This is a genomic window from Mesorhizobium sp. M0998, from assembly GCF_040318885.1.
Classification (GTDB): domain Bacteria; phylum Pseudomonadota; class Alphaproteobacteria; order Rhizobiales; family Rhizobiaceae; genus Mesorhizobium.
In genome coordinates this window covers 1-12,143 of the sequence record NZ_JAMYND010000077.1, presented here as the reverse complement: position 1 = coordinate 12,143, position 12,143 = coordinate 1, and the positions used below count along the sequence as shown (strand labels likewise).

Annotated in this window: 11 protein-coding genes and 1 pseudogene; 6 read left to right on the top strand and 6 right to left on the bottom strand. The window is 62.3% G+C overall.

Features of this window, described 5'->3' with window-relative positions; all coding sequences use genetic code 11:
- Positions 1 to 207 precede the first annotated feature (207 nt).
- The 4 genes from NKH59_RS32480 to NKH59_RS32465 are packed head-to-tail and all read right to left on the bottom strand — an operon-like array spanning position 208 to position 4,545.
- Positions 208 to 1,035 (bottom strand): ABC transporter permease, encoded by an 828-nt coding sequence (locus tag NKH59_RS32480; RefSeq protein ID WP_353024313.1) that lies wholly within the window; start codon positions 1,033 to 1,035, stop codon positions 208 to 210.
- Between the two features lie 2 nt (positions 1,036 to 1,037).
- Complete coding sequence (locus NKH59_RS32475) at positions 1,038 to 2,318, bottom strand: ABC transporter permease (RefSeq protein WP_353024310.1); 1,281 nt, start codon at positions 2,316 to 2,318, stop codon at positions 1,038 to 1,040.
- A gap of 5 nt (positions 2,319 to 2,323) precedes the next feature.
- On the bottom strand, positions 2,324 to 3,373 hold the full coding sequence (locus NKH59_RS32470) for an ABC transporter substrate-binding protein (protein ID WP_353024308.1): 1,050 nt from the start codon (positions 3,371 to 3,373) through the stop codon (positions 2,324 to 2,326).
- A 5-nt stretch (positions 3,374 to 3,378) separates the two neighbouring features.
- Positions 3,379 to 4,545: an ABC transporter ATP-binding protein gene (locus NKH59_RS32465; protein WP_502904362.1), complete on the bottom strand. Its 1,167-nt coding sequence runs from the start codon at positions 4,543 to 4,545 to the stop codon at positions 3,379 to 3,381.
- Between the two features lie 314 nt (positions 4,546 to 4,859).
- Between NKH59_RS32465 and NKH59_RS32460 the strand changes: the two genes are divergently transcribed.
- The 4 genes from NKH59_RS32460 to NKH59_RS32445 all read left to right on the top strand — a co-directional run bounded on the left by NKH59_RS32460 (position 4,860) and on the right by NKH59_RS32445 (position 9,299).
- Positions 4,860 to 6,248: an aminotransferase-like domain-containing protein gene (locus NKH59_RS32460; RefSeq protein ID WP_352542796.1), complete on the top strand. Its 1,389-nt coding sequence runs from the start codon at positions 4,860 to 4,862 to the stop codon at positions 6,246 to 6,248.
- A 10-nt stretch (positions 6,249 to 6,258) separates the two neighbouring features.
- Positions 6,259 to 7,509 (top strand): NAD(P)/FAD-dependent oxidoreductase, encoded by a 1,251-nt coding sequence (locus NKH59_RS32455; protein WP_353024306.1) that lies wholly within the window; start codon positions 6,259 to 6,261, stop codon positions 7,507 to 7,509.
- Between the two features lie 613 nt (positions 7,510 to 8,122).
- A complete protein-coding gene (locus NKH59_RS32450) occupies positions 8,123 to 8,446 on the top strand; it encodes a hypothetical protein (protein WP_353024303.1) in 324 nt (107 codons plus the stop codon).
- Between the two features lie 253 nt (positions 8,447 to 8,699).
- Positions 8,700 to 9,299: a sulfotransferase family protein gene (locus NKH59_RS32445; RefSeq protein WP_353024301.1), complete on the top strand. Its 600-nt coding sequence runs from the start codon at positions 8,700 to 8,702 to the stop codon at positions 9,297 to 9,299.
- Between the two features lie 310 nt (positions 9,300 to 9,609).
- Here the strand turns inward: NKH59_RS32445 and NKH59_RS32440 are convergent.
- Positions 9,610 to 9,862: pseudogene (locus NKH59_RS32440) on the bottom strand (alpha/beta fold hydrolase); the annotation flags it as partial.
- Positions 9,863 to 10,179: 317 nt separating this feature from the next.
- Between NKH59_RS32440 and NKH59_RS32435 the strand changes: the two are divergent.
- Positions 10,180 to 11,094, top strand: a complete 915-nt coding sequence (locus tag NKH59_RS32435) for an alpha/beta fold hydrolase (protein WP_353024315.1) — start codon at positions 10,180 to 10,182, stop codon at positions 11,092 to 11,094.
- Positions 11,095 to 11,365: 271 nt separating this feature from the next.
- Here the strand turns inward: NKH59_RS32435 and NKH59_RS32430 are convergent, their stop codons facing one another.
- On the bottom strand, positions 11,366 to 11,497 hold the full coding sequence (locus NKH59_RS32430) for a hypothetical protein (protein ID WP_352930064.1): 132 nt from the start codon (positions 11,495 to 11,497) through the stop codon (positions 11,366 to 11,368).
- Between the two features lie 297 nt (positions 11,498 to 11,794).
- Between NKH59_RS32430 and NKH59_RS32425 the strand changes: the two genes are divergently transcribed.
- Positions 11,795 to 12,046, top strand: a complete 252-nt coding sequence (locus NKH59_RS32425) for a DUF982 domain-containing protein (protein ID WP_352473282.1) — start codon at positions 11,795 to 11,797, stop codon at positions 12,044 to 12,046.
- Positions 12,047 to 12,143: the final 97 nt, after the last annotated feature.

Here is a 12,143-nt window from a genome sequence, read left to right as displayed (position 1 = left end):
CTCCGCTAAACACGGGGGCTGCGCGGCGGACACGCCGACGTCAACGCAATGCCACGCCATTTTGCAGAACTTGACGCACACAACTAGATCCCGAACGGACCTTTCAATGACCGCCTCGTGCCCATCCCGTCTCTTCCGACGATCGCCGACCAGGGACCGGGAACACTTCCATAAACTGCGGGAACATTGGAGCGGCAAGGCCACGAGTTACTCGCTCGCGCTTGGCCGACGCTGGCTACGCCGTACCAGAAGGTTGGCGACGACCAGGAGCACTATAGACAGCGCCATCATCAGGGTCGCGGCGGCGGTGATTGCCGGGGAGAGCTTCTCGCGCAAGCCGATGAACATTTCGAGCGGCATGGTGCGTTGGTTGGCGCTGGCCAGGAACTGTACCACGACGACCTCGTCGAACGAGGTAACGAAGGCGAAAGCGGCGCCTGACAGTACGCCGGGCAGGATCAGCGGCAGCATCACCCTGAAGAACGACGTGATGGGCTTTGCTCCGGAGATGGCGGCAGCGCGCATCAGATTGCGGTCGAAGCCGGTGAGGCTCGCTCCCACCGTGACGACGACGAAGGGACTGGCGAGCGCGGTGTGCGCCAGGATGATGCCGGCATAGGTGCTGGCCAGGCCGACGCGGGCATAGAACAGATAAGAGCCGACGGCGGTGATCACCACCGGCACGATCAGCGGCGACAGCAGCAGCGGCATGACGATGCGGCGGCCGGGAAACTTTTTGTCGGAAAGCGCAATCGCTGTCAACGTGCCGAGTACCGTCGCGATCAGCGTCGTCCCGAACGCAACGATCAGGCTGTTGCCGATCGCCGATTGCCAGCGTTGGGTGCCAAGCACGACCGCGTACCAGCGCGTCGAAATTCCCTCCAGCGGAAAGATGAAGAAGGCGCCGCTGTTGAACGACAAGGGGACGGGAACGAGGATCGGCACGAGCAGGAACAGGATCACCATGCCGCACCATAGCCACAGCAGGATGATGCGGATTCTTTCGCCTGTCGTCGGATAGGGAGACAGCAGCATGGCTACACCAGCTTGAGACGGTCGAGGCCGAGGATGCGGGCGAAGATGCCGAACAGCGCCAGGGTGAAGACGAGCAGGATGAAGCTCAGTGCTGCCGCCATCTCCCAGTTCAGCTCGACATTGACGTAGTTGGCGATGAAATTGCTGATCAGCTGGTCGCTTGCACCGCCGATGAGCGCCGGCGTGATGTAGTAGCCGAGGCACAGAATGAAGGTGAGCAGGCAACCGGCCATGACGCCCGGAAAAACCTGTGGAAGATAAACGCGGCGGAACGCGGTGAAGGGTTTTGCGCCGAGCGAATAGGCGGCTTTCATCTGCGAGGCCGGGATCGTGCGCATAACGCTATAGATCGGCAGCAGCGTGAACGGCAGCTGGATATGGGTCATGGCGATGATCAGTCCGATGCGGCTGTACATCAGGTCAAGCCGGTCGTCGGCAATGCCGAGCCACAAAAGCAGGTCGTTGACCAGGCCGAATTTCTGCAGGAGCACGGTCCAGGCGGCGGTTCGCACCAGGATCGACGTCCAGAATGGCAGCAGCACCGCGACGATGAGGATGGCGGCGAGGCCCTTGGGTACCGAGGCGATGAGATAGGCGAGGGGGAAGCCCAGTATCAGCGTGGCCAGCGTCACCGCCGCGGCGACGAAGAATGTGCGCATGAACACCTGCAGGAAGATCGCCTGTTGCGGCGGCACTCTTTCAATGCCTCCATCGGCGTTCCAGCGCAGATCGAGCGCGCTCAGCAGGTAGAACGACGTCACGCTATGGGTGCCGCTCTCGATGACCGGCCACGTGCCGGGCGCCGACCAGAACGGCACGGCTTTCATCACCTCCAGCGGCGGCCTGTCGGCAGCCTCAAGTTGGCGTACCGTCTTGAGCACCTGGCTGCGCGCACCGGGCAGGCGGGCGTTCAGGCTTTTGGCGAGCTCATATGCCGTGCCCATGGCCTGATTGTCCCTGAGGTCGGCGGCAAGGGCCAGGAAGGCGGCATCTCCTGGCAGTCCCGCGCCGTTCCAGCCGAGCAGCGCCTGGCTGGTCTGCGGCAAAGCGTCGGCAATCGTCGGGTCATAGACGGCGCGCGATAGCAGCAGGACGATCGGGATGCCGAAGCTCAGCGCCAGGAGCACAAGCAAAGGCGCCGCCAGCGCCAGTGACCGCAGCCGATCGCCGAACTCGGCGCGCCGAAGTTTTGCCGTGATCGATTTCGCCGCCTTGATATCGGCGGCCGACCGGTCGCGCGCGAGGCGCGGCCGTTCCAGCTTCGTGGGCTCAAGCGCAGTCATTTTTCCTACTGCGCGAGCCAGGCGTTGAAGCGCTTGACCAAATCCTCGCCGTAATCGCCCCAGAATTCGGTGTCGGCGACCAGGTAAGCGCTCATATGGTCGGGCGCATTCGGCAATTTGGGTAAGGCGTCCGGCGCGACAAAGGACGCTGCATCGGTGCGCACCGGCCCGTAGGTGATGTAGCTGGCCAGCTTGGCGTTGATTTCCGGCTGGCTGATATAGGCAAGGTACTCGTAGGCCAGGTCCGGGCTCTTGGCCCCCTTCGGAATGGCGATCATGTCGTATTCGAGGATTTGGTTGTTCCAGACGATCTTGAACGGCGCCCCGTCCTTGTCGATGGCGTTCTGGATACGGCCGTTCCAGGCGGTGGTCATCACCACTTCCTTGGATGCAAGGAGCTGCGGCGGCTGTGCGCCGGCATCCCACCAGACGATGTCTTTCTTGATGGTGTCGAGTTTCTTGAAGGCGCGGTCGACGCCTTCCGGCGTGGCCAGCACCTTGTAGACATCGGCCGGCGCGACGTCATCGGCCATCAGCGCCCATTCCAAATTCTGCGCCGGGAACTTGCGCATCGCGCGCTTACCGGGAAACTTGGTCGTGTCGAAGATGTCGAGCACCGAGGTCGGCGCCTCTTTCAGCACGTTGGGATCATAGGCGAGCACGTCGCCATAGGCGTCGAGGCCGACGCCGCAGTCGAGCGCGGAGCCTTCGAGGAATTTTTCGCGCGGCGCGATCTTGGAATAGTCGAGGCGCTCGAGAATGCCGGCGTCGCAACCTTGCAGCACGGTCGCGGTCTCGACCGTCACCAGGTCGATCGGCACGTTGCCGGTGTCGACCATGGCTTTGACCTTGCCGAGATCGCCGAGATATTCCTGCTCGACGATCCTGGCACCGGTCTCCTTGCTGAACGGCTCGAACCATGCCTTGCGCTGGGCATCCTGCCAGGCGCCGCCGCTGGCCATGATCGAAAGCTCGTCGGCGAAGGCGACATGTCCTGAGGTGATGAATGCTGTGGCTGCCGCAAAGGCGAACAGCCGGGCTCTTGTAATTTTCATTGTTGTTATTCCCCTGTTTTCGAGATGGAACCGTCCGTTGCGGCATCTGCCGGAAAGGCACGGCAGTCGTTGGGCGCGCAGGAAACCGTGACCGGTCCCCCGTTGCCCATGGTCATTTCGGGGCCGACCTTGACGGTCAGCACCTGTCCGTTTTCCAGCCGGGCCAAAAGACGCTGGTGGTCGCCGAGATAGATGCGGCCTTCAACCGTGGCGGCCAGCCCATTTGCTCCGTTCGAGGCGGGCGCAAGCTTCAGCCGCTCCGGGCGGATAGCGACATGGCAGGCATCGCCCTCCGCAACACCGATGGCGAGCGCTGTTACCGAACCGCCGCCGTCCAGCGCGACGCGGCACTCCTTGCCAGAGACGCGCTCGACCTTGCCGAGCAGGGTGTTGTTCTCGCCGATGAAGCTCGCGACGAACGAAGTTTGCGGCGCGTTGTAGAGATCATCCGGCGAACCGAGCTGGGCAATCCCGCCATTGTTAAAAACGGCGACGCGGTCCGACATGGTCAGCGCCTCGCTCTGGTCGTGCGTCACATAGACTATGGTGACACCGAGCATCGTGTGAAGTTGCTTGATCTCGAGCTGCATGTGCTCGCGCAGCTTCTTGTCGAGCGCACCGAGCGGCTCGTCCATCAGCACCAGGCTCGGCTCGAACACCAGCGAGCGGGCAAGCGCGACGCGCTGCTGCTGGCCGCCGGAAAGCTGTGCCGGCCGCCGGTCGCCGAACTGCCGCAGCCGCACCATGTCGAGCGCGCGGCCGACGCGGGCTGCGACTTCCGTCCTGGTAATCTTGCGGACGGAGAGCGGGAAGGCGACGTTCTCCTCGACGCTCATGTGCGGAAACAGCGCGTAGTTCTGGAACACCATGCCGATGTTGCGCTCGTAGGGCGGCAGCCTGTCGACCGACCGGCCTTCAAGCGCAATGACGCCGCTGGTCGGCCGTTCGAACCCTGCAAGCATGTTGAGCGTCGTCGTCTTGCCCGAACCGGAGGGTCCAAGAAGGGTGAGGAACTCGCCGCGCGCAACGCCGAGGTTCAGCCGCGATACCGCGAACGTGCGGCCGTCATAGGATTTCTCGACATCGATGAATTCGACAAATCCTTGGCTGCCGGCATCGGCTGCCCGTGCAGGACCGGCGCTGTCACGCGACAGGGCTGTCGCTTCGGCCATCACGGACGCAAGTCCGTCGATCTGCGGCAGAAGCTGCATGTCGAAACGAGGTGGCGTTTACCGTGCATGTATGGGTCTCGCATGACGCTGCCGCACAATGGCGGCAAACCAAACTTGTATGCTCACACAATCGATCGCAAAAGAACCATAGATGCAGACAAGTTTGGCCGTCAAGCGGCTTTCTTCGGGATTGTGTGAGATTGTTCGGGCCGGATTTAAAAATACCTGCCGGACAAGTGCTATTGTCTGGAGCATTGTCTTATGCTAGATGCGCCGATAGCCAGAGCGTCAACACACCGAAACCGCCAATCCGCATGCTTCAGGACCTGCAACTCGCCTCGGATGAAGGCCCGGTCTATCGGCGTCTTGCGGACGCTATTGCGGAACGGATCACGGCCGGCACACTTGCAGTTGGAGACCGGCTGCCGCCGCAGCGCGAGATTGCCCGCGCGCTGGGCATCAATGTCACCACGGTGACGCGCGCACTGTCGACGCTGCAGCAGCGCGGCCTGCTCGAAGCACGGCCCGGACGCGGCACAACGGTCGCGGCCCGCAATGGCGGCGAAAGGCCAGGTTTCGTGTCAGCGCCGAGCGACGACACCGGCGTCATCGATCTTTCCGTCAACAGACCTGCGACCTCGGCCTATCTCGATGCGCTTGGGCTGCTGCTGCCGCGCCTGTCGAAGGACCGGCACTATGCCACGCTTCAGGACTATCATCCGCCCGAGGGGCCGCTTTGGGCGAGGATGGCAATCGCCGAGTGGATGCGACCGGTGGCGGGGGAAGGCGATCCCGGCCGCGTGGTGCTGGCGGCGGGCGCCCAGCATGGGCTGGATTGCGTGCTTGGCGCGGTGACCAGGCAGGGCGAGGTCGTGCTCGCCGACGAAGTGACCTATCAGGGCATCAACGCACTGTGCCGGGTGCATGGGCTCGACCTCAGAGGCGTCGCGATGGACCGTGGCGGCATGCGGGCCGACGCGTTCGATGCGGGCTGCGCGCAGCTCCGCCCACGCGCGGTCTTCCTGGTGCCGACCCTGCACAACCCGACGACCATCACGTTATCCGAAGAGCGCCGGCACGAGCTGATAGCTGTCGCCCGCCGCCACAACGTCCTCATCATCGAAGATGACGTCTACCGCCCCCTGGCAGACAATCCGCTGCCGTCGCTTGCCAGCCTCGAGCCCGAACTGACGATCCATATCGGCGCCATGTCGAAATGTCTTGCCCCAGGGCTGCGCCTCGGTTTTGTAATCGCGCCACGCGCCATAGCCGGCCAGGTCGCAGCGGCGTTGCGGATCAACTGCTGGAGCATCAGTCCCTTGACGGCGCTGATCGGCGCGCGGCTGATAGAAGAGGGCCTGGCGGCGCGCATCATAGAAACGCAGAAGCAGGAGTTGCGCCAGCGCCAGGCCATCCTCACTGAAATCCTCGGCCGCTACGATGTCCAGAACCACCCAACCTCGACCCACGCCTGGCTGCGCCTTCCGGAGCCGTGGCGGGGCGCGGGTTTCGCTCGCACCTGCCTGGAACGTGGCGTTGCCGTGCTCCCGGGTGATGCCTTCGCCGTTGGGCGCGAGCCGGTACAGCACGGCGTGCGTATCAATGTAGGCGCTGCGCGCTCGCTCGACGATCTGCGCACGGCCCTGAACTCGATGGCCGAACTGTTATCTGCCGGCCATCTTCAATTGCCTGGTTTCGTCTAGGAATTTAAAGATGGCAGCGTCGGAATCGGTCGAAATCGCCATCGTCGGTGCCGGCGTTGTCGGACTGGCAACTGCACTCCGGCTCGCAGCTGAGGGTTGCGAAGTCCTGCTCATCGACCCCAATGAGCCGGGCTCCGGCGCCTCGTTTGGCAATGCCGGAACGATCGCCGAATATGCCTGCATGCCGGTCGGCAATCCGGCTCTGCTGCGCGCGCTGCCAAAGCTGCTTCTCGATCCCGACAGCCCTTTTTCCTTGCGCTGGCCGGCGCTGTTGCAGCTTGCGCCATGGCTGGTTCAATTCGTGCGGCAATCGCTTCCCGCCGCCACCCGCGCCAATGCGCTGGCGCTCGCCGGTTTACTGGCCGAGGCCCTGCCGGCCTGGGAAGAGATGGTGGAGGAGGCTGACCTGACAGACCTGCCGCGCCGCAACGGCTGTCTCTACCTGTATCGCCGCGAGAGCGATTTCGCCAAGGCCGCTGGGGGCAGGGCGCTGCGCGCCGGGTTTGGCGTCCATCAAGAGGTTCTGACGCCGGAAGCGGTGGCCGCGCTGGAGCCTGGCCTGCCCGCGACCGGGGCCAGCGGTCTGTACTTCCCCGACTCGATGAATGTCACCGATCCCGAGACAGTGATGCGGCGGCTGCTCGATGCCGCGGCCGACCGCGGCGTTTCGGTGGCGCAGGCTGAGATAACCGGACTGCGGGTTGAGGCGGACGGTGTCAGGCTCAGCGGTTCCGGCTTTAACATCAAGGCGAACACGGTGGTTATCGCCGCGGGCGCGCAATCGCGGGCGTTGGCCATACAGGCCGGCGACAGGATTCCGCTCGAGACCGAACGCGGTTATCATCTCGAATTTCCGACCGAAGCGCCTCTGCTCAATCGTCCGGTCTGTCCGGTCGATCTCGGCTTCTACATGACGCCGATGGCCGGCCGGCTGCGTGTCGCCGGAACCGTCGAGCTCGGCGGACTTGCAGCGCCGCCAAATGCGCGCCGGCTGGCGCTGCTCGATCGCGGTGTCAGGCAGTTCTTTCCACAACTCGGCCAGCCTTCATCCGAATGGCTCGGGTTCCGGCCATCGCTGCCCGATTCCCGCCCGGTCATCGGCCCGTCGCGCGGCAGCTCGAGGGTGATCCACGCTTTCGGCCACGGCCATCTCGGCCTGACGCTGGCGCCGATCACGGCGCGCCTGATTGCCGAGCTGATCATTGGTCGCGGCGATCCAGCGCGCATAGCACCCTTTGCGGTGGACAGGTTCGGCGCCTGAAGTCCACGCGGTCTGCGAAAAGACAACGTCGCCTGGGTTCGGAGGTGGGAGAGTGAATTTTCTACCTTGGCAATGGTCAGCTCGCACGCGGAAAGCAGACCATCTGCCAGGGTGGCGCAACCGCGACCTCAGCAGCGGCACCAGCATTGTCAGGTTTTGGCTGCCTAAGCGAGTGGGACACCAGAGCCATTCTGGGTCGATGGTCACGCTTTGTGCTTGGAAGTCGCATAGAAAGGCAATGTGGAATGCACAAAGCAGCACGAGGAGTGGACCCCGATCATAACGCGTAGGCCCCGCTAACATCGGCTGGGTCCGCAATTCAGCTAATCCGGCCGTGCTTCCGACGCGACAGCGTCCAGGAGCAGGGTAACCTCGACATTGACGCTGGTGATGGCTTGCAAGTGAAGGGGCTGATCTGGCCCAACGGGCGATGGAGACTACCAACGGGTAGTCCTCAACCGGCACCTCATGGATCTTGATCGACGTCCCCGTACGATCCAACAGCAAAAGCAAAGGAGTCGTCCCCTCGTCAGATTTGCTCGCGATGGCGGCAACTCGCTGAACATCCACATGGCTGTCAACGCGAACGTTGAAGAGTATTCGGCCTCCACATTTGTCGGCGCAGTCGCCCGCTACGGTATCGAAGCTGGCCGCCGGAAAATCTGCCGCTTGGACAATCATCTCGATCAAAACCGTCTCAAGTTGTGGCGTGCTACCTCGGCTGATCGGCATCGTCTATCCCGGAGAGTCTGGCAGGGCGGCGGGCATGACCTATGACGCGTTTGGCCGGCGCACGGCCACCACCAACACGCCGGCCGGCGGCGGCTCTGCCGTTACCACCTTGTATACCCGGTGTGGCAGCGTGATCTGCCAGGCGCGCGATGCAGGCGACATTCGCCAATCTGTTCAGAGGCGTATTCCGTATCCACAGCTATGATCAAATGCTCTTCCGATAAAGGTGTAGGACGCGATGCCCGTGACTTGCCGTGTCGCCAATTTTAGAAGTTTTGGAATAGTCGCATGGGGCCCGCGAAGGCCAGACTCCGCCAGTGCCTGAAGGTCAGCTAGTGAGGCGCGCAACGAAGGACCGGCAGTGGCCGCAAGACGTACTTTCGCGAAAACAGCTGTTATAGTGCTCGGCTGGCGGAGATAAATGATCCGGTTCGGCGCAGGCACGGTGGAGGGCTATCATGCCGCTCAAGGTCATCGGAACGGGTTTCGGGCGCACCGGAACTGACTCCATGCGAGAGGCGCTCAACCTGTTGGGCTTCGGACCCTGCCATCACATGTTCGAAGTCGATGGGAGCGCCATTCAGAAGCAGCGCTGGAGGGCCTTAGCCAAAGGTGCGTCGGCAGACTGGGAGAGTCTGTTTGAGGGCTACTCATCCTGCGTGGACTGGCCCTCCTCTCATTATTGGCGCGAATTGATCGAAGCGTATCCGGAAGCACGGATCGTTCACACGGACCGCTCGTCCGAAAGCTGGTGGACAAGTATCGAAAGCGCGTTTCAGGTGACGCGCCGCGGTCAGGTCGACCCGGACTCTCTGGGGGAGACCCTCGTTTTCGGCAAGGTCTTTGGAGGACGCGTCGATCGCGCTCACGCGATAGCCGTCTACGAATCACATCGGCACGACATACTCACCACTGTGCCGCCTGGCCGACTGCTCGTGCATGCACTCGGGCAAGGATGGGAGCCGCTATGCCGCCATCTTGGCGTCCCGATCCCGGAGCAGCCGTACCCTATGCGGAACAGCGCCGAGGAATTCCGGCGGCGGGCCGAGACACGCTAAACGGGTCTGCTTGAAGCAAGGCGAAGCCGCCCTCCACGGCCGAAATGCGGCGCGATGCGATTGTTCACTGTGCCGTGCGGGTTCGAACCCGGCACGACGGCGAAAGTGACACGGCCGGATCCGGTTGTGCCCGCCACTCAATGCACGACTTCTCTACCTCGGGGCAAAGCGACGCCAACGCCACAGCTAAAGCAGATGGCCGGAAAGGCAGTTCAGTCAGTGGTCGTCGCCTGCGGCCGGCAAAGATGGACGTGGCGGGCCAAATTCCGCCACGTCATTTTGCGAACGCGAACGCGTCCCCAAGATACGTTCAGCCCTCGATGGAGGCCAGCAAGTCGTGGTTGATGACGTCCGCGTGCGTCGTCAGCATGCCGTGCGGGTAACCCGTATAGACCTTCAGAGTGTCGTTCTTAAGAAGTTTGACCGACAGCCTGCCCGAATCGTCGATCAGCACGACCTGTCATCGTCGTCATGCATGACCAGTGTGGGCACGGCGATCTTCTTCAGATCCTCAGTGAGAAGGCCTTGATGGCTTCATAGTGAGGCTTGGCGCTACTCATCATGGTAAGACCGTATGTCCGCCTCTGCGATGAGCTGGCTCGCCCTACAGTGCGCGTCCGAGCGTTGCTCGGGGCGGGCCGAGCCGATCCTCACCACAGGAGGACGAGCCACCACATCGGCAGAGGCGACATACAGTCTTACCCAACATGCCCTGATGCTACCAATTCTGAATCACGCAACACAACAAAGGCCTTCTTCGTTCAATCGACGGCGATTCGAGCTATTAGGGCCGTCTGCGAGTCCTTATGCTGCTCATCGGATCGGCAGCGACACGCCGACGTCGGCATGGCTCAGTGCAACAACGTTCACGGAGGACGACATGTGTAGGATGATCATGGCAGTGCTAGGTCTGCTGCTCGCTAGCTTGCCGGCCACGGCGCGGGTCGTCCCATTCCCGCCAGGCTTCAAGACGCAATCGATCGAAACCAACGGCACGAGCCTTAATGTCCGCATCGGGGGACAGGGCCCCGCCGTCGTGCTGCTGCACGGCTTCGGCGACAGTGGCGACATGTGGGCGCCTGTTGCGGCAAAGTTGATGCAAGATCACACCGTAATCGTGCCAGACCTGCGCGGCATGGGACTGTCCGCCCATCCCGACACCGGTTACACAAAGAAAAACCAGGCCGTCGACATTGCCGGTATCCTCGACCATCTGAAGATCGAGAAGGCCGACCTCGTCACCCACGATATCGGCAACATGGTGGGTTACGCTTTCGTCGCCCAGTATCGCGACCGAGTCACCCGCTGGGTTGTGATCGATGCGCCGCTGCCGGGCATCGGCGATTGGGACAACATCATCCGCCTGCCGTTGCTGTGGCATTTCAACTTTCGTGGTCCCGATATGGAGCGGCTGGTAGCAGGGCGCGAGCGTATCTATCTCGACCGTTTCTGGAACGAGTTGTCAGCCAATCCGAAGGCCATCGACGAAGCAACGCGCAAGCACTACTCCGTACTTTACGCGCGACCTCACGCCATGCACGACGCCTTCGAGCAATTCGCCGCCTTTAACCAGGATGCAGCGGACAACAAGGAGTTGTTGGCGAAGGGCGGCAAAGTCTCGATGCCGGTGCTAGCCGTTGGCGCTGAAAAGTCTTTCGGCACGGCCCAGGCAGACGATCTACGCTATGTCGCGACCCATGTGACTGTTGGGATCGTACCGGGCTCCGGTCACTGGATCATGGAGGAAAACCCGGACGCTACGGTCAAGCTCATCACGGACTTCCTCGCCAAGTAGCCTATCCGCTGCCCGCTAAGGCCGGCGCGCAAACCCGACGGAGAGCTACAATGATCAGCCAGCCCATGCTGGCCAGGACATCTTCTGACGCCGAGCAATTTTGTCGTCGTGAGCATCGACCACTAGCCGATCCAAGATGGCGTCCGTTGCCTTGATGGATCGGCGGACCCTGGTGTCCAATATCGTCGCTGTGGCGAAAATCGCGAAACTCTACAGCGCGCCCGCTGGTGGAGAGCATCTTTTGGCCGCCGTGCAAGGAAGCCGTCGAGGCTCATCCAGTGGACGGGATTTGTGCCGGCGCCTGGCCGATGAACTCCAAATAGAGATGCAGCTCTTCAGGCAAGAAGACGGCCCGCCACGTTCCGTGGGGGTCGCTGGCGATGCTATGGGCAAGAACGGTCATGACGATCACTCCTCTTGCCCAGCTTCGCCGATCTGCACGCGAGATTTCCATCCCCAGAAATGAGTATTGACTTCCGTCTGCGGATGCCTGCGCCGGCAAGTGGCCCGTAGCGATAAGGACGGTTCTCGCTGTTTGAGGACCGCAACGCGTTGGCGAGTCCAGTCTGAGCGATCAAGCGCGCGCTCTGGACGAGCTCCCGTCCTCACAGAATGTTCGCCCACCGGGACAAACGTGACGCAACGGAACGGATGGTTCACCCGTAAAGTCTTGGGGAGGTTTGCGAAAGGAGACCAGCATATGACCTGCGAACGAGATGTCGGCACGTTCGAAGAGCCCGTGACCGTTTTGCTGTCCTCGGGCAAAGTCAGTGTTTCGAGCACCCGCGAAGCCGCCGAAATGCTGCTTTACCGCTGGCCCATTGGAGAAACCGCGCGCCGCATCCAGGCTCGTATGGCATGCATGAAGGTTCTCGGCGGGGGCAGCGCACCGGATGTAGCGCGCGTGGCATTTCTCAGCGCCGCCAAGGAAGCGAAAATCCTGAACGCCTGACATCGTCAATGCGTGCCCCACCACTGTCCATCATGCATCACTCTTGCAGCAAACATCCTGCGTCGATCATGCGGAGACGCCGAATGCTTGCGCGAGA

Excerpts from the sequence above, each read along its gene's own strand:
- NKH59_RS32480 (WP_353024313.1), bottom strand. The coding sequence starts at position 1,035 with ATGCTGCTGTCTCCCTATCCGACGACAGGCGAAAGAATCCGCATCATC.
- NKH59_RS32430 (WP_352930064.1), bottom strand. The coding sequence starts at position 11,497 with ATGACCGTTCTTGCCCATAGCATCGCCAGCGACCCCCACGGAACGTGG.
- NKH59_RS32435 (WP_353024315.1), top strand. The coding sequence starts at position 10,180 with ATGTGTAGGATGATCATGGCAGTGCTAGGTCTGCTGCTCGCTAGCTTG.
- NKH59_RS32455 (WP_353024306.1), top strand. The coding sequence starts at position 6,259 with ATGGCAGCGTCGGAATCGGTCGAAATCGCCATCGTCGGTGCCGGCGTT.
- NKH59_RS32470 (WP_353024308.1), bottom strand. The coding sequence starts at position 3,373 with ATGAAAATTACAAGAGCCCGGCTGTTCGCCTTTGCGGCAGCCACAGCA.
- NKH59_RS32460 (WP_352542796.1), top strand. The coding sequence starts at position 4,860 with ATGCTTCAGGACCTGCAACTCGCCTCGGATGAAGGCCCGGTCTATCGG.
- NKH59_RS32465 (WP_502904362.1), bottom strand. The coding sequence starts at position 4,545 with ATGGCCGAAGCGACAGCCCTGTCGCGTGACAGCGCCGGTCCTGCACGG.
- NKH59_RS32475 (WP_353024310.1), bottom strand. The coding sequence starts at position 2,318 with ATGACTGCGCTTGAGCCCACGAAGCTGGAACGGCCGCGCCTCGCGCGC.
- NKH59_RS32445 (WP_353024301.1), top strand. The coding sequence starts at position 8,700 with ATGCCGCTCAAGGTCATCGGAACGGGTTTCGGGCGCACCGGAACTGAC.
- NKH59_RS32425 (WP_352473282.1), top strand. The coding sequence starts at position 11,795 with ATGACCTGCGAACGAGATGTCGGCACGTTCGAAGAGCCCGTGACCGTT.